The sequence below is a fragment of the Bradyrhizobium sp. CIAT3101 genome, from assembly GCF_029714945.1.
Taxonomy (GTDB): Bacteria; Pseudomonadota; Alphaproteobacteria; order Rhizobiales; family Xanthobacteraceae; genus Bradyrhizobium.
In genome coordinates this window covers 5047076-5068749 of sequence record NZ_CP121634.1, presented here as the reverse complement: position 1 = coordinate 5068749, position 21674 = coordinate 5047076, and the positions used below count along the sequence as shown (strand labels likewise).

Annotated in this window: 25 protein-coding genes; 13 read left to right on the top strand and 12 right to left on the bottom strand. The window is 64.7% G+C overall.

The genetic code is table 11. From position 1 onward, the window contains the following. Positions 1-6: 6 nt before the first annotated feature. The 4 genes from QA645_RS24050 to QA645_RS24035 form a co-directional block, all read right to left on the bottom strand. Positions 7-828, bottom strand: a complete 822-nt coding sequence (locus QA645_RS24050; RefSeq protein WP_283044173.1) for a GNAT family N-acetyltransferase — start codon at positions 826-828, stop codon at positions 7-9. Then, positions 815-1852 carry an NAD(P)-dependent oxidoreductase gene (locus QA645_RS24045; protein ID WP_283044172.1) on the bottom strand — a complete coding sequence of 346 codons (1038 nt, stop codon included), beginning with the start codon at positions 1850-1852 and terminating at the stop codon, positions 815-817. Before QA645_RS24045 ends, QA645_RS24050 begins: the two co-directional genes overlap by 14 nt. Positions 1853-1895: 43 nt before the next feature. After that, complete coding sequence (locus QA645_RS24040) at positions 1896-2669, bottom strand: ABC transporter permease (protein WP_254193441.1); 774 nt, start codon at positions 2667-2669, stop codon at positions 1896-1898. A gap of 82 nt (positions 2670-2751) precedes the next feature. Further along, on the bottom strand, positions 2752-3399 hold the full coding sequence (locus QA645_RS24035; RefSeq protein ID WP_254131112.1) for a TetR/AcrR family transcriptional regulator: 648 nt from the start codon (positions 3397-3399) through the stop codon (positions 2752-2754). 100 nt (positions 3400-3499) lie between these two features. On the opposite strand from QA645_RS24035, the gene QA645_RS24030 reads away from it, so the two are divergent. Continuing rightward, positions 3500-4504 (top strand): ABC transporter substrate-binding protein, encoded by a 1005-nt coding sequence (locus QA645_RS24030; protein ID WP_283044171.1) that lies wholly within the window; start codon positions 3500-3502, stop codon positions 4502-4504. Positions 4505-4506: 2 nt separating this feature from the next. On the opposite strand, the gene QA645_RS24025 is transcribed toward QA645_RS24030, so the two are convergent. Then, a complete protein-coding gene (locus QA645_RS24025) occupies positions 4507-5991 on the bottom strand; it encodes a lytic transglycosylase F (protein WP_283044170.1) in 1485 nt (494 codons plus the stop codon). Between the two features lie 282 nt (positions 5992-6273). Between QA645_RS24025 and minC the strand changes: the two genes are divergently transcribed. The 5 genes from minC to QA645_RS24000 all read left to right on the top strand — a co-directional run bounded on the left by minC (position 6274) and on the right by QA645_RS24000 (position 9617). Next, entirely contained in the window at positions 6274-6972 is a 699-nt protein-coding gene (gene minC, locus QA645_RS24020) for a septum site-determining protein MinC (RefSeq protein ID WP_283044169.1), read from the top strand. A 21-nt stretch (positions 6973-6993) separates the two neighbouring features. Continuing rightward, complete coding sequence (gene minD / locus QA645_RS24015) at positions 6994-7809, top strand: septum site-determining protein MinD (protein WP_254131116.1); 816 nt, start codon at positions 6994-6996, stop codon at positions 7807-7809. Next, a complete protein-coding gene (gene minE, locus QA645_RS24010; RefSeq protein WP_254131117.1) occupies positions 7806-8087 on the top strand; it encodes a cell division topological specificity factor MinE in 282 nt (93 codons plus the stop codon). Before minD ends, minE begins: the two co-directional genes overlap by 4 nt. Before the next feature lie 204 nt (positions 8088-8291). Then, positions 8292-9332, top strand: a complete 1041-nt coding sequence (locus QA645_RS24005; protein WP_283053305.1) for a linear amide C-N hydrolase — start codon at positions 8292-8294, stop codon at positions 9330-9332. Positions 9333-9431: 99 nt separating this feature from the next. Continuing rightward, positions 9432-9617: a hypothetical protein gene (locus tag QA645_RS24000; protein WP_283044168.1), complete on the top strand. Its 186-nt coding sequence runs from the start codon at positions 9432-9434 to the stop codon at positions 9615-9617. 19 nt (positions 9618-9636) lie between these two features. Here the strand turns inward: QA645_RS24000 and QA645_RS23995 are convergent, their stop codons facing one another. The 3 genes from QA645_RS23995 to QA645_RS23985 form a co-directional block, all read right to left on the bottom strand. Beyond that, positions 9637-11748 (bottom strand): PAS domain-containing protein, encoded by a 2112-nt coding sequence (locus QA645_RS23995; protein WP_283044164.1) that lies wholly within the window; start codon positions 11746-11748, stop codon positions 9637-9639. 130 nt (positions 11749-11878) lie between these two features. Then, entirely contained in the window at positions 11879-12127 is a 249-nt protein-coding gene (locus tag QA645_RS23990; RefSeq protein WP_283044163.1) for a hypothetical protein, read from the bottom strand. 107 nt (positions 12128-12234) lie between these two features. After that, positions 12235-12627, bottom strand: coding sequence for a hypothetical protein (locus tag QA645_RS23985; protein ID WP_254131121.1), 393 nt, complete (start codon positions 12625-12627; stop codon positions 12235-12237). Between the two features lie 129 nt (positions 12628-12756). Here QA645_RS23985 and QA645_RS23980 point away from each other — a divergent pair, with 129 nt between their 5' ends. Next, complete coding sequence (locus QA645_RS23980) at positions 12757-13542, top strand: SDR family oxidoreductase (RefSeq protein WP_283044161.1); 786 nt, start codon at positions 12757-12759, stop codon at positions 13540-13542. Here QA645_RS23980 and QA645_RS23975 read toward each other — a convergent pair whose 3' ends face one another. Together QA645_RS23975 and QA645_RS23970 are read right to left on the bottom strand one after the other, a co-directional pair. Then, positions 13543-13773, bottom strand: a complete 231-nt coding sequence (locus QA645_RS23975; RefSeq protein ID WP_254131123.1) for a hypothetical protein — start codon at positions 13771-13773, stop codon at positions 13543-13545. 369 nt (positions 13774-14142) lie between these two features. Beyond that, positions 14143-15156 carry a hypothetical protein gene (locus QA645_RS23970; protein WP_283044160.1) on the bottom strand — a complete coding sequence of 338 codons (1014 nt, stop codon included), beginning with the start codon at positions 15154-15156 and terminating at the stop codon, positions 14143-14145. A 339-nt stretch (positions 15157-15495) separates the two neighbouring features. Here QA645_RS23970 and QA645_RS23965 point away from each other — a divergent pair, with 339 nt between their 5' ends. Then, positions 15496-16092 (top strand): L,D-transpeptidase, encoded by a 597-nt coding sequence (locus QA645_RS23965; RefSeq protein WP_254135397.1) that lies wholly within the window; start codon positions 15496-15498, stop codon positions 16090-16092. 157 nt (positions 16093-16249) lie between these two features. Beyond that, entirely contained in the window at positions 16250-16471 is a 222-nt protein-coding gene (locus tag QA645_RS23960; protein ID WP_254131125.1) for a hypothetical protein, read from the top strand. Here the strand turns inward: QA645_RS23960 and QA645_RS23955 are convergent. Together QA645_RS23955 and QA645_RS23950 are read right to left on the bottom strand one after the other, a co-directional pair. Next, positions 16468-16908, bottom strand: coding sequence for a hypothetical protein (locus QA645_RS23955; protein WP_254193447.1), 441 nt, complete (start codon positions 16906-16908; stop codon positions 16468-16470). The genes QA645_RS23960 and QA645_RS23955 overlap by 4 nt on opposite strands. 121 nt (positions 16909-17029) lie before the next feature. After that, positions 17030-17494 carry a MarR family winged helix-turn-helix transcriptional regulator gene (locus QA645_RS23950; protein ID WP_283044159.1) on the bottom strand — a complete coding sequence of 155 codons (465 nt, stop codon included), beginning with the start codon at positions 17492-17494 and terminating at the stop codon, positions 17030-17032. A gap of 109 nt (positions 17495-17603) precedes the next feature. Here QA645_RS23950 and QA645_RS23945 point away from each other — a divergent pair, with 109 nt between their 5' ends. The 4 genes from QA645_RS23945 to QA645_RS23930 all read left to right on the top strand — a co-directional run bounded on the left by QA645_RS23945 (position 17604) and on the right by QA645_RS23930 (position 21589). Further along, entirely contained in the window at positions 17604-19526 is a 1923-nt protein-coding gene (locus QA645_RS23945; RefSeq protein ID WP_283044157.1) for an FAD-binding monooxygenase, read from the top strand. A gap of 140 nt (positions 19527-19666) precedes the next feature. Next, the gene (locus tag QA645_RS23940) at positions 19667-20638 is read left to right on the top strand and encodes an SH3 domain-containing protein (RefSeq protein ID WP_283044156.1); all 972 of its coding nucleotides are present in this window, start codon (positions 19667-19669) and stop codon (positions 20636-20638) included. Between the two features lie 220 nt (positions 20639-20858). Then, on the top strand, positions 20859-21086 hold the full coding sequence (locus tag QA645_RS23935) for a hypothetical protein (RefSeq protein WP_283044155.1): 228 nt from the start codon (positions 20859-20861) through the stop codon (positions 21084-21086). A gap of 335 nt (positions 21087-21421) precedes the next feature. After that, a complete protein-coding gene (locus QA645_RS23930) occupies positions 21422-21589 on the top strand; it encodes a hypothetical protein (RefSeq protein ID WP_245305985.1) in 168 nt (55 codons plus the stop codon). Positions 21590-21674: the final 85 nt, after the last annotated feature.

The window sequence follows — 21674 nt, the reverse complement described above, 5'->3', positions numbered from 1 at the left end:
GATGTCCTATCCGAATTCGGGGCCGGCGACGGCGAATGGCATTTCTTCGCTCGCGGTGGTGGCGGGGCCGAACCGCATGCGCTGGAACGGGCGCTCGATGGTCCAGCCCGATGCGGTCAATCCTTCGAGGAACGCAGCCTGCGGCGCGACCGCGTCGAGCAGGAGTGGGCCGGTCTCGGAGCGTACGATCGCATGAACCAGCGCCAGCGCTGCCGCGGCATTGTCGGCGAATAACGGGCCGATGTGGCGGGCGGTCCGGCCGTCGCGCACCAGTGCGATGGCTCCGTTGGCCGAGACGATGCGCGAGCCGGAGCGCTGCGCGAAGGCTGACAGCAGCGCAGTGCGATCGAGCCCGGTGGCCCGCCGGTCGCGCGCGCGAAGCGCATCGATGCTCGCGGATGACAAGTGTGGCGCTGCGGCCCGCGCGGGTGTCGCGAGCTTCATCCGCCGCAATTGCAGCGTCGGCGTGAAGCCGAGCGGCCCGTAGACCGCAACCCCGTCTGGCGTGGCATCAAGCCAGCTGGTCAGGCCGTTCTTGCGCGCGGTTTCCAGGCAGGCATCGACGAGGCGCGTGGCGAGGCCGCGGCGGCGATGGCTTGCCGTCACCAGCACCATGCTGATCCAGGCGTTGTTGCCGGAATAGGGCAGCAGCGCGGCGGTCGCGACCAGCAGTATGCCGGTGCGGATGCCGAACACGACGCCGTCGCGCAGGAAAATGCGCCAGTCCTCCTCCGTCTGGTTCCAGTGCGCTTCCGTCGAGAGCACGAGCCCGGCCATGGCATCATCCAGGCCGAGCTTGATGACGGGAGGCCCGTCAGTAGCGGCCATCGCGCACCTCGTATTTGGTTGGCTTGCCGAGGCTCGGCATGGCGCGGGAGACCCAGTCGGCGGTCCAGGCGATCAGCTGCTCGGTGTCGACGACCGGCAGGCCGAGCAGCTCCACGGCTTTCGACGTGTCAGTCAGCCACGCCGTCGGTTCTTCCTTGCCTGTCAGCACCGGCGCGCGGCCGAAGCGGGCGCCGAATTTCTGTGCGAGATCGCGCACCGCCAGAATCTCGTGGCCGCTGACATTGATCGGCGTGGTCGGCGCCGTGCAATGCGCCAGGCACCGCAGCGCCTGCGCGGATGCATCGCCCTGCCAGATGAAATTGACGTGGCCGAGGCTGACGTCGATCGATGTGCCCGTCAGCACTTTTGTCGCGATGTCGTGCAGCACGCCGTAGCGCATGTCGATCGCGTAATTGAGCCGGAACAGCCGGCCCGGTGTTGCGAATTTGTGCGAAAAATACTCGAACATGCGCTCGCGACCGACGCAGGACTGGGCGTATTCGCCGGGCGGGTTCGGCGCCATGTCCTCGGTCGAGCCTTTGCCGTCGACGCCGACGAACGGATAGACGCAGCCGGTCGAGAACGCCACGATCCGCGACGACGGGAAGGCCTGCGCCACCAGCGCCGGCACATGCGCGTTCATCGCCCAGGTCAGCGACAGATCGCCCTCGGCGCCGAACTTGCGGCCGGCCATGAAGATGATGTTGGGCGCCTTCGGCAGCGCCTCGATCGCGGCGTCATCGAGCAGGTCGCAATTGATGGTCTCGACGCCGCGCGCCTGCAGCCAGTCCTTGACACTGGCGTCGCTGAAGCGGGCGACGCCGATGACGCGGCGGTCGGGGGCGGCGGCTTTCGCTAGCCCCGCCAGCGTCGGCCCCATCTTGCCGGCAACGCCGAGGATCATGATGTCGCCTTCGACCCTTTTGAGATCGTCGATCAACGCCTGCGTCGGACGGCAGAGGAGATCGTCGAGGGCCGCGATATCAGGGATCGTCTTCGGCAGCGTCTGGCGGGTGAGGAGCATATCGATTGGTCCTTCAAGTTTGCCGTTTTCAGGTTTGCCGTTTTCAAGTTTGTCTTGCATCGCCCACGACGAACATGCGTTCGAGCACGAGCACCAGGCCGTAGAGGGCGACGCCGAGCAGTGTCAGCAGCACGACGGCCATCACCATCGCGGGCGTGTCGAGCGACGACTGCACCTGGATCATGAGGTAGCCGAGCCCGCGCTCGGAGGCGATGAACTCGCCGACGATCGCACCGGCGACCGCGAGGATGGCGCCGACCTTCATGCCGGAGAACACATATGGCAGCGAGCCCGGCAACTGGATCTTGCGAAACAGCGTCCAGCGCGAGCCGCGCAGCGATTTGACGAGATCGAGCAGGTCCGGCTCGACCTCGCGCAGGCCGCGCGCGGTGGTGAGCAGAATCGGGAAGAAGCAGATGCTGAAGGCGATCAGGATGTTCGGCAGGATGCCGTAGGAGAACCAGACGATGAAGAGCGGACCGAGCGCGACCTTCGGGATCATGTTCAGCGTGACGAACAGCGGCAGCAGCGCGAGGCTGAGCAGCGGCGCCCAGCTGAAGATCACCGCAAGCGCGACGCCGACGAAAGCGCCGAGCGCGAAGCCGCCGAGGATCTCGACCGCCGTCACCAGCGTGTTGGCGCCCCAGGCATAGCTGGCAGTTCCCAGCGTCTGCACGGTTGCGAGCGGCGAGGGCAGGATGAATTTCGGCACGTGGAAGGCATCGACCGCGACCTGCCAGAGCACGAGCACGGCCAGATGCACGATCAGGACGATCGCAACGCTGCGCGCTGGACTGCTGGCTCCGCCACCTGCCACCGTCTGCTCCCTGTCGCCTCGGCCTCACTGCCGCAACGCCGAGCTTAACCGTCCCGGCGCCAAGTTTCAACCAGTTGGTTGATTACGGCCGGAGCGACTGCAGCACGAGATCGGCGACATGCCGGCGGCGGGCGCGGCGGGCGGTGCGGCTCGACAGGTCCTTGCCGAAGATCGCCGACAGCGTCGGCGTGTTGGAGAAGAAGAAATAGCTCAAGCCGGCGATGGAGATGTAGAGCTGGACCGGGTCGATCCCCTTGCGGAACAATCCGGCGCGCACGCCTTCGTGCAGGATGTGGGAGACGCTCTTCACCAGCGGCGAATGCATCGCCTCCAGCCGCGTCGAGCCGCGGACGTGGCGGGCGCCGCCGCGGTTCTCGTCGTTCAGAAGCACGATGAAATCGGGGTTTTCCGCCAAATGATCGAACGAGGCCTCGATCAGCCGGCGGATCGCCTTGTCCGGCGGCAGGCCCTCGAGATTGAGCTTGCGCTCCTGCTCGCGGATGTCCTCGTAGACCCATTCCAGCACGGCGAGGTAGAGCGCGTCCTTGTCGCCGAAATAGTGGTAGACCAGCTGCTTGTTGACGCCGGCGCGCTCCGCGATCTCGTCGACGCGGGCGCCCGCAAAACCGTGCCGGGCGAACTCCAGGCGCGCCGCGGTGAGCAGCTTCTTGCGGGTGGCGACGGGGTCGCGGCGCTGCGGCACGGTGTCGCCTGATCGTTTTGCGGGCATTTCCAACCAAACAGTTGACAAGTTGAGGGCGGGCTTGTTGCATTGGTAGCCTCACACGGGGAGAGCGACAAGCCGGGTCGCGGCAACGGGGAGACAGACGATGAAACGTTTGCAGGCGGCTTTTGTGGCTCTGGCGCTGGGGTTGCCGGCAATGCCGGCGAGCGCGGGCGAGGCGGTCAACCTGATCCTGAACTGGACGCCGACCGCCGACCATTCGCCGTTCTATTACGCCAAGGCGCAGGGCTGGTACGAGAAGGCCGGCATCAACCTGACCATCGAGGTCGGCAAGGGCTCCGGCGTATCCGCCGCCAAGGTCGGCTCCGGCGGCTCGCCGTTCGGCATCGCCGATCTCGCCACCATGCTGGTCGCCAAGAGCAAGGGCGCCGACGACGTCGCGCTGATGAGCATCTACGCCAACACCGGCCAGACGTTCTACTGGCTGAAGAGCTACGGCGTGAACGGCGTAAAGGATTTCGCCGGCCACAAGATCGGCAATCCGCCCGGCGACGCCTCGCGCGTGATGTGGCCGGCCTTCGCCAAGGCCGCAGGCCTCGCGCCCGACTCCGTCAGCTTCGTCAATATCGGGCCGACCGCGAAGATCGCCGCGCTGAAGAGCCACACCGTCGACATCATCAGCGATTTCTACAACGAGCACGATCTGAAGGTGATCGAGTTCGGGCAGGACCTCGGCTACGTCAACTGGAAGGACATCGGCCTCAACCCCTACGGCAATTCGCTGATCGTCAACGGCGCCTATCTCCAGAAGAATCCGAAGCTGGTCGAGGCGTTCGTGCGCATCTCGCAAAACGCCTTTGCGGCCTGCGTCGCCGACGTCGCGCCGTGCCTGAAGGCGCTGCTCGACCAGGTCTCCGGTCTCGACAAGGAGAACCAGGAGCGCCAGTGGGAGCGCATCAAATATCTGATGACCGACGAGTTCACGACCACCAAGGGTCTCGGCTGGATCGACGGCGAGCGGATGAAGAAGGATTACGAGCTGGTCCAAACGTATCTGGGCATGGAAAAGCCGTTCGACGTGACGACGGCGTTCTCGACCGGGATGCTGGATCCCGCGATCAAGATGGATGCGAGCAAGGTGAAGAAGTAGGGCTACGGCTTGGCCACGGCGTCGGTCTTCGCGGCCTTCTCGTTCGCTTTGATCTGGGCCGCGTAGACGACGTAGTATTTGTAGATATTGCCGATATAGCCGACCGTCTCCTGCCCGACGATCGCCGCCGCTCCGTTCTCGACGTTGCCGAACCAGCGGTTTCGGTCGAGGCCATGCTTACTGGCAAAATCGCGAAATTTCTTCAGATTGCCGGGGCCCGCGTTGTAGGCCGCGAGCGCCATCAACACCTGTTCGCGGGCCTCGACGGCGGGCTCGGCGATATAGGTGTCGGCAAGGAAGCGGAGATATTTTGCGCCAGCGTGGATGTTGTCCTCCGCACGTGAGGTGACATCGTTGATGGCAATCTGCTTCTCGTGCGCCGTGCTCGGCTTGATCTGCATGATGCCGACCGCGCCGGAGCTGTTTCGCATCTTCTGGTCGAAGCCAGACTCCTGGTAGCCTTGTGCGGCGAGCAGCATCGGATCGATAGCGTATCGACCGCCATACTCCGTGAATGCCGCGACCAGCGCCTGGAGCTTTCCGGCGTCGGCAATCGCATTCTTGATGGCCTTGGCGTTGGTCACGTAACGCGCTTTGAGGTTGTTGCCGAACTCCGTTCCGAGCCGGTGGCCGGCGACGAACTCGTTGAGCTCCTTGGTCAGGAGCGGGCTGTCCTTTCGTATGGCCCAGGCCAGCTCTCCGCCGTCGTTGATCGTGATGTCCTCCCGGACCTTGAGTCCCCTAAGCAGTCCCGACCAGGCAACCGCCTTGTGACGATCGACGACCACCCACGGCAGCAGGCCGCCACCCACCATTTCAAGCAAATCCTCGTCCTGAAGATTTTCGTCGGCGGCATCGAGCTTGATCGGCGCTTTTCCCGACTGCTTGCGCTGTTCGTTGATCGCCTTCAGATGCGTGAAATAGCTGCTGGAGAGCCTCGTTGCCACGCCGGTTGCGGCGAGATCGTCGAGCCCTGCGATGGCTGGTGCCGCGGGTCCCGTCACAAGGACTTCCTTGACGTTCGTCGCCCAAGGCGCTGCGAAATCGACGATGCTGGCGCGCTCCGCAGTGATGGTGAGATTGCCGGCGGCGATGTCACCCTTGCCCGCTCGTAGTTCGTCGAACAATCGATCGCGCGGCGTTGGTATGAAGACCACGTTGATGTGATAGGGCTTCTTCCCGTAGCGCTTGTTCAGCCAGGTCTCGAACTCCTGACCAAGCTCGGCTTCGAAGCCGAAGGCTTCGCCCTTGTCGAGAAAGAACGACGTCCTGCTGAAGGGCACCAGGATGCGGACGAGCTTGCGGTCCTTCATCCCGTCGAAATCGCCGGTCCAGACGGGGACCGCGGGAAGTCCGATGATCCTTGCCGGTTGGTCGGCAAGAGCCGGGGTGATGTGCGCGCCAATCAGGGCCGCGGCGAGAAGCGACAGCAATGGACGAATGACCCGTGCTCGCCGGGCTTCGCCCGGCCGATGCATCGTCGGCATGATGTTCTCTCCACGACAGCCGAATGTTGCGAGCCGCGGGGCGACGCGCTTGGCGAGAAGAGCTCGCGGGGAGAGTAGGTCGATGCCGGCGAACCAGCTATGCAGTTTGTGCCAATAGAGCGCGAACGGCGTGCGACACGATTGCCAGCAGAGGCGGGCCAGGGGCGAGGCCCATCGCTAGCCAAATCCGCCCACGTACCCCTTCCAAGGAGAAATTAACCGGCCGTTAACCATATCGGCGGCATCGTTAACCATTCAATAACTGGGAACGAGTCGGCCGCCATGGAGGCTGAAGCAAAAATCCAACGCCAAATGGTGCGCCTGCGCGGGCGCTCCTACGTGGCCTTCGTGTTCGTGCCGACGGTTCCGATCCAGGACTGGCTCCAGGAGATCGACACCACCATCGCGCGTTCGCCGGGCTTCTTCGCCGGTCGGCCCGTGGTGGTCGATCTGTCCTCGGTCGATCTCAGCCAGTCCGGCATCGGTCATCTCCTCACCAGCCTGCAGGACCGCAACATCCGCGTGCTCGGTATCGAGGGTGTGGAGGAGGCGCGGCTGACGCCGTCCATGCCGCCGCTGCTCTCGGGCGGGCGAAGCTGCGTGATCGAACCCAGCGCGCCCAAGAAGCCGGAGGCGAAGGTCGAGACCAAGCCGACCTCGCTGCTGCTCGAGGCCCCGGTGCGCTCCGGCCAGACCGTGATCTTTCCCGAGGGCGACGTCACCATTCTGGGCTCGGTCGGCTCGGGCGCCGAAGTCGTCGCCGGCGGTTCCATCCACATCTACGGCGCGCTCCGCGGCCGCGCCATGGCGGGCGTGAACGGTCACACCAGCGCGCGCATCTATTGCCAGAAGATCGAGGCTGAACTGCTTGCAATCGATGGATTTTACCAGACCGCCGACGATATCGACGCCGACTTGCGCGGCAAGCCGGCGCAGGCCTGGCTGCAGGGGAATACCATGCGAATTACAGCACTGAACTGACCAGCAAAGGAGACATTTCAGATGAGTAAGGTACTGGTCGTGACATCAGGCAAGGGCGGCGTCGGCAAGACGACCACGACCGCCGCGCTAGGGGCTGCGCTCGCGCAACGCGGCGACAAGGTCGTCGTCGTCGATTTCGACGTCGGCCTACGCAACCTCGACCTCGTGATGGGCGCCGAACGCCGCGTGGTGTTCGACCTCATCAACGTGGTGCAGGGCGTGGCCAAGCTGCCGCAGGCGCTGATCAAGGACAAGCGGCTGGAGAACCTCTGGCTGCTGCCGGCCTCGCAAACCCGCGACAAGGACGCGCTGACGGAAGAGGGCGTGGGCAAGGTCATCGCCGACCTGCGCAGCCGTTTCGACTGGGTGATCTGCGACAGCCCGGCCGGCATCGAGCGCGGCGCCTCCATGGCGATGCGCTTCGCCGACGAGGCCGTGATCGTCACCAATCCGGAAGTTTCCTCGGTGCGCGATTCCGACCGCATCATCGGCATGCTCGATTCCAAGACCGTGCGGGCCGAGAAGGGCGAGCGCGTCGAGAAGCACATCCTCATCACCCGCTACGATCCTTCGCGCGCGGCGCGCGGCGAGATGCTCACCATCGACGACATCCTGGAGATCCTCGCAACGCCTCTGCTCGGCATCATCCCCGAGAGCCAGGACGTGCTGAAGGCCTCCAACGTCGGCACGCCGGTGACGCTGTCGAACGCCCACGGCGCACCCGCACGGGCCTATATCGACGCGGCGCGGCGGCTGTGCGGCGACACTGTCGCCATGCATGTGCCGACCGAGCGCAAGGGCTTCATGGATCGTCTGCTGCGACGGAGGGCTGCATGAGCATGGGTCTGCTTCGGCTTCTCCGCGGCAACAAGGCGTCCGCACCCGTCGCTCGCGAACGGTTGCAGATCCTGCTTGCCCATGAACGCGGACTGCGTGGCCAGCCCGATCTGCTCGGCGTGCTGCGCGAGGAAATTCTCGCCGTCGTGTCCAAGCACGTGACGCTGGATCCGACCAAGGTCATCGTGCGGCTCGAGCGCGGCGACGAGGTCTCGACCCTCGAAGTCGACATCGAGGTGCCCAACGATATCGAGCGTAAGAAAGTGGCTGTCGCGTAGGGGACGCGACCGCAGACTTTGGGGTGGGTGAGAAGGCGGTCCGCCGGGCACGGCGGGCCGCCTTTGTCTTGCGTGCATGCCGGGAACCACGGTTTCGCCCGATTCCGTCTCGACGCTGGATTGTCATTGCAGGGCGTTGCGCGTCCTGCTGGTTCAGGAAGGGAATGCGCCATGCCGTCGGGACAGCCGATCCATCAACGCATCATGGCCGTGGCGCTCGCCGCAGCGATCGCGGCCGCGCCATCGGTCTCGCTGGCCTGCACGCGTTTCGTCTATCACGGCGCAAGCAATCAGGTGATCACGGCGCGCTCCATGGACTGGAAGAGCGATGTTGCCACCAATCTCTGGATCTTTCCGCGCGGCATGGCCCGAACCGGCGAAGTGGGGTCCAACTCGCTCAAATGGACCTCGAAATACGGCAGCGTGATCGCCTCGGGCTACGACATCTCGACCACCGATGGGCTCAACGAGGCCGGCCTGATGGCCAACGTGCTGTGGCTGGTGGAGTCGGAATACCCCAAGTTCGACCAGAGCAAGCCGGGCCTCACCATCGCGGCATGGGCGCAATATGTGCTCGACAATTTCGCCACCGTGCAAGAGGCGGTCGACGTGCTCGCGAAGGAGCCGTTCACGATCGTCACCGACAACGTGCCGGGCGAGAAGCGGCTCGCGACGCTGCACCTGTCGATCTCGGATGCGACCGGCGACAGCGCCATCGTCGAATATATCGCCGGCAAGCAAGTCATCCATCACGGCCGGCAATACCAGGTGATGACGAATTCGCCGACCTTCGACGAGCAACTCGCGCTCAACGCCTATTGGAAGCAGATCGGCGGCACGGTGTTCTTGCCCGGCACCAACCGCGCTTCCGACCGGTTCGCGCGCGCCTCGTTCTACGTCAACGCGATCCCGAAGGACGAGAATCCCGACCGCGCGCTCGCCAGCGTCTTCAGCGTGATCCGCAATACCTCCGTGCCTTTCGGCATCAACACGCCGGACGAACCGAACATCTCGTCGACGCGCTGGCGCACTGTCGCCGACCACCAGCGAAAACTCTATTTCTTCGAGTCGGTGCTGACGCCGAACACGTTCTGGGTCGATCTCAAGAAGGTCGATTTCTCGCCGCAGACCGGAAAGGTGAAGAAGCTCGATCTCGGCCCGGACCAGGATCACACATTTGCGGGCGATGCGACCGCCAGCTTCCGCGAGGCCGAGCCGTTCAAGTTCCTGGGCCTGCCGATGTGATCGGTAGCGTGCGGAACGGGACCCACGCCTTCATCGTTGTCAGAGGCCCGCTGGACGCGCGCGAGCGATGCGCCGCGGGCCAAACCGGGAGAAGCGCCCATGATGTCCGAGGTCCAGGTTCACACCGTCGCCCGGCAGATGCTGGAACGGCATGGTTTCGCTGCGATTGCGAAGGCTGCCGAACAGGCGCAGGCCTGCGAGGGCCGTGGCGAGGCCGACGAAGCCAAGGAATGGCGCCACATCGCCGATGCCATGAAGATCATGCGCGGTCCGGCCGTTAGTTGATGCGCCGGAACCGGATTCGTCAGCTTGGTCCGGTTCCGTCCTTGATTATATCGAGCACGCGGCCCGCCAGCGCCTCGACCACGAACGGCTTGGTCAGCACCTGCATGCCGGGCGTGAGCTGGCCGTTGCCGATGATCGCGTTCTCCGCATAGCCGGTGATGAACAGAACCTTCAACGCCGGCTTGGTCGCGCGCCCGGCATCCGCGAGCTGGCGACCGTTCATGCCGCCGGGCAGGCCGACATCGGTGATGAGCAGGTCGATGGTCGCATCTGATTGCAGAATCTTCAGTCCGGTTGGGCCGTCATGCGCTTCGATGACATCAAAGCCGATCTCTTCCAGCGCGTCCGTGAGCAGCATGCGGATCGAGGGTTCGTCGTCGACGATCAGGATGGTGTGGCTTGCCTGCGGGCGTACCGGGCTCTTGGTGGCGAGTGCTGACGGCTTGTCTGCCTCGTGGCCGTAATGGCGCGGCAGATAGAGGCACATCGTGGTGCCTTGTCCGACCTCGGAATAGATGCGGACCTGTCCGCCGGACTGCCGCACGAAACCATAGACCATGGAGAGACCGAGGCCTGTACCTTGGCCCATGGGCTTCGTGGTGAAGAACGGATCGAAGGCGCGCTCGATCACATCGGCGGCCATGCCCGTGCCGGTGTCGGTGACACAAAGCGAGACGTATTGCCCGGGTTCGAGATCGCGTTCGCCCGCGCCATGTTCATCGAGCCAGCGATTGGCGGTCTCGATGGTGATGCGGCCGCCCTCCGGCATCGCGTCACGCGCATTGATGCAGAGGTTGAGCAGCGCATTTTCGAGCTGCGAGGCATCGATCAGCGTCGCCCACAATCCGCCTGCGGTGACGACCTCCAGCGCGATTTCGGGACCGACGGTGCGGCGGATCAATTCCTCCATGCCCATCACCAGCCGGTTGAGGTCGGTGGGCCTCGGATCGAGCGTCTGCCGTCGCGAGAAGGCCAGCAAACGGTGGGTGAGGGCGGCTGCGCGCCGGGCCGCGCCTTGCGCCGCGGTCACATAGCGGTCGATCTCCTTGACGCGGCCCTGGCCGAGCCGCGTCTGCAACAGCTCCAGCGAGCCGGTGATGCCGGTGAGCAGATTGTTGAAGTCGTGCGCAATGCCGCCGGTGAGCTGGCCGACCGCTTCCATCTTCTGTGACTGGCGCAGCGCCTCCTCGGCATCGCGAAGCCGTTCCTGCTCCTTCAGGCGCTCGGTGACGTCGTAGGAATATTGGTAGGCGCCGAGCAGCTTGCCGTTGCCGTCGCGCAGGCAATTGAACCGCATCTCGTAGAAGCGTCGTGCGCGGCCGGGCTCGCCGAACTCGGCGATCTCGACGAAGGTCTCGCCGGCCAGCGCTCGCGACCAGACCGCGCGGACGACGTCGAGATGCTCCGGCTGGTCCTTAAGCACTTCAAGCATGTTGTCACCGACCTTGGGCAACACGCCGAAGATGCGGTGGAATTCGCGCGCGGATGCGCCGTTGATGGCGAGCCAGCGGAAATCGGGATCTACGACCTGGACGTAGGCGTCGGTGCCCTCGACGAGGTCGGCAAACACTTTGCGTTCGGCCAGCGCCGCGACCACGCGCGCCTCCAACGTCTCGTTGAGCTGCTGCAGATCCCGCTCGGCGCGCTTGCGCGGCGTGATGTCCTGGAACAGCACCGCAACCTGCTTGCGGCTGGCCGGCTCGACCCGGAAGGCGGCGAGCTCGAGGTGGCGCCCTGTGGCGACCAGCTCGCGCTCGAAGCGGATCGGTACACCGGTACGCAGGACACCGCCATAGAGCTCCACCCAGCCGCCGGCTTCGGCCGGGACCATCTCGCGGACCTTCTGGCCGACCACGTTCGGAATGCCCGCATGCTGGGTGTAGGCGGGATTGGCCTCGACATGGATGTAATCGCTGAGCGGGCCGTGTGGACCGTCGAAGAACTCGATGATGCAAAAGCCTTCGTCGATCGAGTTGAACAGCGTCCGGTAGCGCTCCTCGCTTTCAGCGAGCGCAGACTCCGCCCTTTTTCGCTCGCCGACAACGGCGATGCCCTGGGCCTTGAGGCGTGCGTTTTCCTCCTCAAGCGCCTTCAGGCGGCGTTGCAGGTCCTCAAACTCGATCGAATCCACAAGCGCTCGCGGGGTTGGCGTTTCCAGCGGCTGATCCTCAGCCCTGCCCACGGCACCTTAGCTGGACTATGCACCGCGGCAAGCCGACAACCCGGTCAAGGCCGCCCGGTTCCCGCTCTGTCGGGTTGGTCTAGCGTTCGTCTTGCTCGGCACCTTGCGTTGCCGGCTTGTGCTGAGTCTGCGGCTGCGCCCGCTCGCCGGTCTCCTTGCAGGGGAGCTGCTCCCAGGATCCGTCCGCCGCCTGCTGATAGGCGCTGCACGATGACGAGGTCGCCTTATCCTCGCCCTTCCGGGAATCGGAATTCTTCGCCAGCGCGGGCGCTGTCAGCACGGCGCTCGCCGCGAGCAGGCCGGCGAAGACGAGATGAGTGATCCGCATGGGGTTCTCCAGTTTGAAGACGCCTCGCATGCTGGCCAGGAATGTGACGATTATGGGCCGCGACGAGGGTTCCGTCGCGGCGTGCTTAACGGTGCGGGAAAAGCCGGTTAACCGCCCTTGTTTCGGATCAAGCCGGCAAGGTTGGTCTTCTGCTTTTCGCACCAGCTGGTCATGCCGAGCCGGCGCTGGTCGAGGTCCGTCGTCTGGGTTGCGACCGCGACCTCCGCCATGATGTCGTCGGACTGCTTCTCGCCCATCTTGCCGCCGGTGTGCATCCAGGCAATGGCCTTGCGCACCTGCTCGGTGGTGCCATCGGGAAGCTGCATCTGCTGCGCCTTCTGCACCAGATCCTGATAGGCGACGTCCGTGTTCGGGCATTCGACCTTGGCGGCGAAGGCCTGCAAGACCATCGTCACATAGTTCGAGCGCGTATGGTCGTCAGCTGCCTGGGCGGGCGCGGCGAGCAGCAACAGGCCTGCCATCAGGAACGGGTAGCGCATCCTTGGATCCTCCTCGTTTTTTGGGGAGGCTAGCGTCCGGCGGGCCGCTTCGCAATGGTCGCCGGGGCTGATTGTCGCCTGTTTGTGGGGCACGCTAGATTGGGCCCGACCTTGCCCCCGGAGAGCGACATGAGCCTGTTCAGCACACCGTTCGATCCCGCACGCGACAGGGCACTCGTCACCGGTGCGGGCAACGGTATCGGCCGCGCGATCGCGCAGGGCTTGGTCGGCGAGGGCGTGCGGACGCTCTTTGCCGATGTCAGCGCGGAGCGGGTCAAGGCCGCCATTGACGCGAGCGGGTCGCCTGATCTGGCGCGGCCCTGGGTCGGCGATCTCGCCCGGCTCGAGGCGTGCGACGAATTGCTTGCGGCCGCCGATGCGGCGCTTGGCGAGGTCACGCATTTCGTGCACAGCGCCTCGCCGCCGCGGCGCGAGGCCGATCATGCGCTCGCGGTCGATCGCCGGACCTGGCAGGAGATGCACGCCGTCAATCTCGATGCCGGCTTTCATCTGGCGCGCGAAATCGCAAAACGGCTGATCGCGGCGAAACGGCCCGGCTCGTTCCTGTTTCTCACCTCGCTGCACGCCGGCACGCCGCGCAACCTGCCGCACTACTCGACGGCAAAGGCGGGGATGGCGATGCTGGTGAAGGAGCTCGCAAAGACCTTCGGTCGTCACCACATCCGCGTCAACGCGCTGGTGCCGGGTGCGATCGCGGCCGGAGGGTTCGTTGCGGATGCTTCGCTGGCGCGACACATTCCGCTCGGGCGTCTCGGCGAGGCCGACGACCTCGTGCCGATGGCACTGACCGTGCTCTCGAACAAGCTATCAGGCTACGTCACCGGCGCGGCCTTCGTCGTCGACGGCGGCTTGTCGCTGACGAACTGGTTCGAAGCGCCGGTGCTGGACGACTAGCTAGCGACGCCAGGCCGGCACGGGATCGAGCGGCGTGCGATAGACCTCGTTGTGATCGCGATCGGTGACGCGCACCGAGCAACCTTTCCGCTGCAGCTCCGGCTTCACCTGCGACAGCTCGGTGGCGAGCTGAACGGCGCGATCGGAGGCAACCTCGATGTCTTCGAGGATGATTCCACCCTGGTTCTTGAACTCTTCACCAACCACGAGATCGAAGGAATAGTACGGCATCCGAATTCCCCGGTGTGACGATCCAAATTTCCAAAAGAAGCCTTCAAACGGACGGCTTCGAAACATGAGAGATCGTACCACTGAGTCGATATTTATCCGATGATCGGATCGCGCAATCTCTGCGCTTATGGCGCAGAAATGATGTGCAAGGCTCCAGCGCTTTAAGATTTTATTAAATATGTCGGCGTGATCATAAGGCATGGAATTGCAGCAGAACCGGGCTCCGGGAACCGGCAGCTGCAAGAGAAGGCCGGCGGCATAGATCCCGACGGCCTTTTCTCTTTCTGCGCGTTGGCGCATCACCGTAGTTGCACGGACTCACATCATCGCATCGAGTCAGCCAGCCTGCGTTGGTCGTTTGATGCGGCGCTAGTGCACCGGCATCGGCGGACGCACGACAGGTCCGTCATCATCGGCAACGGCTTGCGTCGTCGCGACCGGTGCTGCCACCGGCGGCGGGACCGCGGCAGCCTGTGACGGCGGCGGCGGGGGCGCGATCGGCGGCGGCGAATAAGCCGGCGCGTAGCTATGCGACACGATCGGCTTCGGCTTGCGAACCGGCGGCATCGGCGCCGAAGGGCGCGGCTGCAGCGCAGACACGCGCGCACGCGGATCGATCGGCGGTTTTGTCTCGGCGACCGGCTTTGGCGCCGATGACTTCGCCATCTCGCGGACCATCTGCTCCTGACTTGTTTTCAACTCGGCGATGTTGGCCTTGAGCTGCTCGATCTGCTGCGCCATCGCGGCGATGTCGCGCGTCATGGACTCCACTGTTTGCGAGGCATCGGCCTGTGTCGGGGCGGGCGCGGCGGCGGCGGCGACAACCGGTGCTGCGGGCGTCGCCGCAGGTTGGTCGGTGGCGGTGGCCTGATCCTGTGCGGCGGGCGGCGCGGCCTGCGCGGTTGCGACCGGCGCTGTCTTCGACGTCGAAGGCAGCAGCGACTGCAAGACCGGTGTCCATTCGGCAAGCATCTGCTTCGCAGTGTCGCCGTGCTTCTCCCAGCCGATGGTCGCGGCGGCGCTGCCGCCGGCCAACAGGGATGTGAGGAACGCGCCGCGCAACCACCTGCCGGCGGTCGATCGCTTCGGCCGGCCCCGACTATCGCTGGCCGTGACGCGCACGGCGGTGTCGACCGACGGCGTTGCCGCTTGCGGCTCCAGGACCGGGATGAATTTCGGCTCCGGATGAATTTTGGGCTCCGGCGCGAATTTTGGCTCCGGACGGGCGGTGAACTCGGGTGCCAGCGTGGGCGCTTCGCCGGTCACGCGCGAAGCCCGCACCACGTCATGTGAAATCTGGACGGCATCGTGCGGATCGTTGTTGCTGACCGTGTCCTTCACGATCTCGTCGACGATCTGCCGGCTGTTCAACGTTGCGAGCATCGCAGCTCCTTTGACCCCTTGGTCGTCCGCATTCGCGCGAGCCGATCTGTTGCGTGAGCTCAACCAAATCCTGGGGTTGGCCTGATGTCGCACGAGTCCAGCCGGGTTTGACCAAAGCAAGGCAAGGCGATGGAGACATCGCGACGGTCTTCTGTCGTTTGTGGTGATGGAACCAGCCGTGCCGAACACGGGCACGTGTTCCGCATTGCCTTGTTTTCAGCACGATTTGGGCAGCATTCTTACTGCGCTGGGGGCGCTGCTATCCGCTATCGGGGGCCGGCGGTGCCAAAATCTCTATTCGCTTTATTCGTTCTCGCCCTGCTGCCGCTCGGTGGCTGCATGCAGACGACGCTCTCGCCATCGACGGATGCGAGCATGACGCCGCGCGACCGTCAGTTGCTGGCGCACACGCCTTACGCCCAGGCGAACGTGCCTGAGCAATATCTCCGCCACATCGTGGATTATCCGCGCAAGGAGCAGCCGGGCACGATCCTGGTCGATACCGATGCGCGCTATCTCTATTACGTACTGCCCGACGGCAAGGCGATCCGCTACGGCGTCGCGGTCGGCGAAGAGGCGATGGCCTTCTCGGGCGTCGCGCGTGTCGGTCGTCTGGCGGAATGGCCAGACTGGGTGCCGACGGCAGAGATCCAGGCGCGACTCGGGCCGTATCCGTCGCGCGTGGCCGGTGGTCCCGCCAATCCGCTGGGCGCGCGGGGCATCTATCTCTACACCGGCAACAAGGACACGCTCTACCGCATCCACGGCACCAACCAGCCGGAGTATATCGGGCAGGCGATCTCGTCGGGCTGCATCCGGATGCGCAATGAGGACGTAATCGATCTGTTCGATCGGGTGAAGCTCAACGCAACCGTCGTGGTGCTACCGCCTGGACAAAGTGCGCAGATGAATGCAGGACCGAACTGGCGCGGGTGAGACAGCTGATCTGACCTGTCACGTCAGCCGCATCACCGAAGCTTGAAGGTCGGGACAGCGTCGAGCGACGACCAGGCGGTTGCAAAGGTGAACTGCTTCACAGGCGCCAGGCGCCGGTTGCGCTATGTCTCAATGGCTCGTTGCCATTGGAGGCATCATGCAAAAATTTCTTGATCAATTGAATGAGGGCGACCGTCGCATTGTCCGCAACTGGCGCTTGGTTGCCGTTGGCTTCTACGGATCAATCTTCGCCGGACTGGTCGCGTACTCGGTGCTGCACTGGAATCCGGAGGTGAACTACGCCTCGGCCGATTCCGCGGCCCATGCGAAGCTTGTGGGCACTTCAGGCACTGATGGACGTGCGCCGTTCGCGCCTTAATCCTCGGGCCGGGCGACGCGCCATTGCAACGTCGTGGCGGTGCCATTGGCTTCGCCCGGCGCCTTGTCGGCCACCGACGTGTAGAGCGGACGGTAGCGGAACGCCCACATCTTGCTGCCGTCATTGCGGGTGATCGGCGTGAAGTCGCCGGTCGCCTGCGCATTCGCGGGAGCAGCCAGCGGAATCCAGGCCTCCGCGCATTTGCCGTTACAGCTCGATGTCTTGCCGCTGGTGTCGCGCTCATAGAAGTAGAGCGTCATGCCCTTGAGGTCGACGAGCTTGGGGCCCTGCTTGGTCAGAACGTAGCGCGCAGGTGCGGGCACCGCCTCGACTTTCGGCGCGGCCGGGGCTTCGCCGCCGCCGCCGCCATGCCCATTCGCGAACGCATGCCCGGTGGACAGCGCGATGACCGTGGCGGCAATGACGACCCTGAACATCCGAAGCTCCAAACCGGCAAAGTTAATCGCGCGTTAAGCGCAGAATTGATGCCGACCGTAACAGCCGAAGGTTAGCTCCAGGTTTCGCGAGTCTGCGACAAATACGTACAAAACTACGGGGTCATGCTTGCGCATCACGCAGCGGAGCACGGCTGAGCTCATTGCCGGCGGCGATGGCCTTGCGTAGCAGCCGCATCAAGTCCTCGCCTTCCTTGGCGCTGAGGCCGCGCAGCATGATCTGTTGCGCAGATTCGACCGCGGGCGTGATCTTGCGCAGCGTGCGGCGGCCCTCGTCGGTGATCTCGAGCTCGCGGGCGCGGCGGTCGCGGCTGCTGGCGCGCCGCTCAGTGAGGCCTTTCTGCACGAGGCGATCGACCACGCCGGTGATGGTGGTGCGGTCATAGGCGATCAGTCCCGCGAGCGTGACCTGGTCGAGCCCCGGATTGGCCTTGATGGTCGCAAGCGCCGCGTATTGCACCGGGGTGAGGTCGAAGCCGGCTTCGCCGACCTCGGCGAGAAACACGGCGACCGCGATCTGCTGGAACCGGCGCGCCAGATGGCCGGGCATGTCGTTGTTGTCTTTCACCGAATTCTCCGTGCGGGCAGGGACAGGGACGGTGGATGATTATTGACAAGTATACTGATAGTCAGCATACTGAGCAATATCCAACAAGACGTCAACGGGAGAGGTGCTCATGCAATTCCATCTCAATGGATTCCAGCCGGGCGACCCCGAGATCGCCGATCCCGTCGAGCGCATCCAGGCCTCGGGCGCTGTCGGCGCCGTGCCTGATGAAGTCGATGTCCTCATCGTCGGCTGTGGCCCAGCGGGCCTGACGCTCGCGGCCCAGCTCGCACAATTCCCTGATATCAAGACCTGCATCGTCGAGCAGAAGCCGGGCCGGCTCGCGGTCGGCCAGGCCGACGGCATCGCCTGCCGCACCCTGGAGATGTTCCACGCCTACGGTTTCAGCGAGCGCGTGCTGAAGGAGGCCTATTGGGTCAACGAGACGACGTTCTGGAAGCCGGACGGGCAGGTGCCCGAGAAGATCGTCCGCAGCGGCCGGGTGCAGGACGTCGAGGACGGGCTGTCGGAATTCCCGCACGTGATCCTCAACCAGGCACGCATCCATGACGGTTTCCTCGACGTCATGCGAAAGTCGCCGGCCAAGCTCGAGCCCCATTACGGAAGGCGTCTGCTCGACCTCCAGGTCGATCCAGCCGCCGGGCCGGCCGACCATGCCGTGACGGTGCGCCTCGAACGCGTCGATGCCGCGAACGAGGGCAAGGTCGAGACGATCAAGGCGCGCTACGTTGTCGGTTGCGACGGCGCGCGCAGCACGGTGCGCAAGTCGATCGGCCGCGAGCTGCATGGCGATTCCGCCAACCATGCCTGGGGCGTGATGGACGTGCTGGCGGTGACCGATTTTCCCGACATCCGTTTCAAGGTGCTGATCCAGTCGTCGAAGGACGGCAGTCTTCTCATCATTCCGCGCGAGGGCGGCTACATGGTCCGCCTCTATGTCGAGCTGGCAAAGCTCGACATCGGCGAGCGCGTTGCCAACCGCAACATCACGGCCGAAGACGTGATTGCCAAAGCGCAGCGGATCCTGAAGCCGCATACGCTCGAGGTGAAGGAGATCGCCTGGTGGTCGGTCTACGAGATCGGCCAGCGCCTGACCGACAAGTTCGACGACGTGCCGGAAACCGAGATCGACACGCGGCTGCCGCGCATCTTCATCGCCGGCGATGCCTGTCATACCCACAGCCCGAAGGCCGGGCAGGGCATGAACGTCTCGATGCAGGACGCGTTCAACCTCGGCTGGAAGCTCGCCGCCGTGCTGCGGAAGCAGAGTGCGCCGAGCCTGCTTCATTCCTATTCGGCCGAGCGGCAGGCGGTCGCGAAGGAGCTGATCGATTTCGATCGTGAATGGTCCGGGATTCTCGCCTCCGCAGCGAAAGCCGGCGGTGGCGATGCGGCGAAGACGCAGGACTATTTCGTCAGGCACGGCCGCTACACCGCGGGCACGGCGACGCACTACACGCCGTCACTGCTCACCGGCGCACGCTCGCATCAGCATCTCGCGCGAGGCCTCGTCATCGGCAAACGCTTCCATTCGGCGCCGGTCATACGGCTTGGCGACGCCAAGCCCGTGCATCTCGGCCACGCGGCGCAGGCGGATGGTCGTTTCCGGATCTATGCGTTCTCCGGCGCCGAAGATCCGGCTGCGCCAGGCTCCGCCATTCGCGCGCTGTGCAGTTTCCTCACGGAAGCCAGGGAATCGCCGCTCAAGCGGTACACGCCGGCCGGTGCCGACATCGATGCCGTGATCGATCTGCGCGCGGTGTTTCAGCAGGATCATCGCGCACTCGCGATCGAGGCGATGCCGACGCTGCTGCTGCCGCGGAAAGGGCGCTACGGCTTGCTCGACTACGAAAAGATGTTTTGTCCGGACCTCAAGAGCGGACACGACGTGTTCGACATGCGCGGCATCGATCGGAAGGCCGGCTGCATGGTCGTGGTGCGGCCCGATCAATACGTCGCGCAGGTGCTGCCGCTCAATGATTTTGCGGCGCTCGCGGCGTATTTCGATGGCTTCATGTTGCAGGTGAACTGACACGTGCTGCGCCGATGAATGGCGGATGAATATTGAACCGCGGGCGCAGCGCGCCTCTCAATCTTTTGGCTGATACGGCGTCGGCGCACGGAACGCTTCATTCCGCTCGCGCGTTCCGCCTCTCAGAGGAGGACTTCGCCATGAGACTGAGAACCGCTTTAGTTGCTGCATTGCTGCTCGCGCCGACGGCCGCATTGGCCGCGCCGGGAATCGTCACCGTCTCGACCGGTCTGCGCGCCGGCCCGGGTGCGGGCTTTCCGCTTGTCGATCGCGTCCCCGAGGGCGCCCGCGTCAACATCCACGGTTGCCTGCGCGGCAATGCCTGGTGCGATGTGAGCTTCTCCGACGACCGCGGCTGGGTGTCGTCGCAATATCTCGAATATCTCTACCGCAATCACTACGTCTATCTGCCCGACTATGCCGACGAGGTTGACGTGCCCGTCGTCCCGTTCGTGCTGAGCTCGTACTGGTCGAGCTACTACGAGGGCCGCCCCTGGTATCGCCGCCACGCCTACTGGAATAACTACTGGACGTCGCATGAGCGCTTTGCGACGCGGATGGCGATCGATCCGCACGCCGCTCGGATCGGACGCGCCGCGACGCGTGACGCTGCGGTTGCGCTCGGCCGCGACGCGCATGGCAAGGGCAATGTTGCGGTCTCCGGCCGCGATGCCGCGACGGCGCGGCATGATGCGACGATCGCCAAGCGCGAGGCTGCAATCGGCGTCGATCGGAATCGCGCCGAACGGAGCCAGCGTTTCGTCAACGAGCGGACTGCGGTGCAAGGCCGCAATCCCCGTGATGCGCAGGCGCGGATGATGCACGAACAGGCGGCAAGCCGCGCTGCGATACGCGCGCAGCCGATGGCGCGTGCACATGAAGCGCCGCGTGTGTCGGCCGCACCGGCGCCCCGGCCCGCGATGCCGCACGTCGCTCAGCCGAATATCAGCCATGGCGCGCCGATGAACGCCCACGCGCAGATGCCGGCACCGCGTGCGGCTGCACCTGCGCCTGCGATGCCGCATCCCGGTGGCGGCGGCGGTGGCGCGCCGCGCGTCAACGCCGCGCCGCATGGCGGCGGGCCCGGTGGTGGTCCGCAGAAGCACCAGTGACATTGAAAAGAAAAGCCCGGCCTTCGCGCCGGGCTTTTTGCTTGGGTTGTTCGGGTTCCGTGCGCGTACAATTTAAGAAAGTTCTTCGCGGGCAGATTTCATCGATCGTAATATGTGTACTCAAAGGTGTAAGCATCCACTCGGGGCAGCGGGGCACGGGAGGATGTAGATGAGACAGAGCCAGGCGGACTCGCGCCGCCAAAATGTCGCGAAACGGTCGATGACCAAGGAGGCGAGGCAATTGGCCAGCTTGATTGCGGGCTTGCGCAAATCTCTCGATGGCATCCACAAGGAGCGGACGAGCACAAAGCTCTCCGGCGCCGAGATGGGGCTGCTCGACGAGCGCCGCAACAATCTGTTGCTCACCATAGCTGCCCTGGACGACCGTTTATCGGCTGTGCAGGGCCTGATCGATCTCGGCCGTCCACACGTGATCCGCGTTCACTGAGCGGATCGGCTCGGCATTATCGGTTCCGTCGCGGCGGCGATGGGCCGGCGCCGGCTGGCGGCTCTGCACCGCATAGGGGTTGTACAGCACTCGGCCGTCGCGGATCCAGGTCTGCGCGGTTGCGCGGCACGGCCGCGAACAAGCCCCCGGCAAGCAGAATCTCATTGATGATGCGGCGTATGGACCTCCGTCGCGCTGCTGGAACCGGTGCCGGCGCACAATGCTGCCGCGGACGGCACCAAATTGCCACGCTCCCGGCGAATTGCCGCCAAAGCCCGCTGCCACGACGGAACGGGTGCAGGGCAACCGCAAGGGGACAAGCATTGGCCTATAAAATGGTCGCAGAACGCGACAATGAGAAGTACAGTTTTGCCCGTGAAAGCCGGTTGCTCATCGTGGCGAAGGCGAAGGTTTGGGCGAGCGAAGGGTGGCGGGTCGTCATCACCGATCAGGACGGCAAGGCCTACGCGCCGCCGGAGTTCGATCAGTTGCTGGCGGCGTGATCGCAAGGCGCGGGCTAGGGGACGACATTGAGATCGCACATTCGACCGGGGCGCGAAGTCATTGCGCCTCTGGTGATTCTTGGGA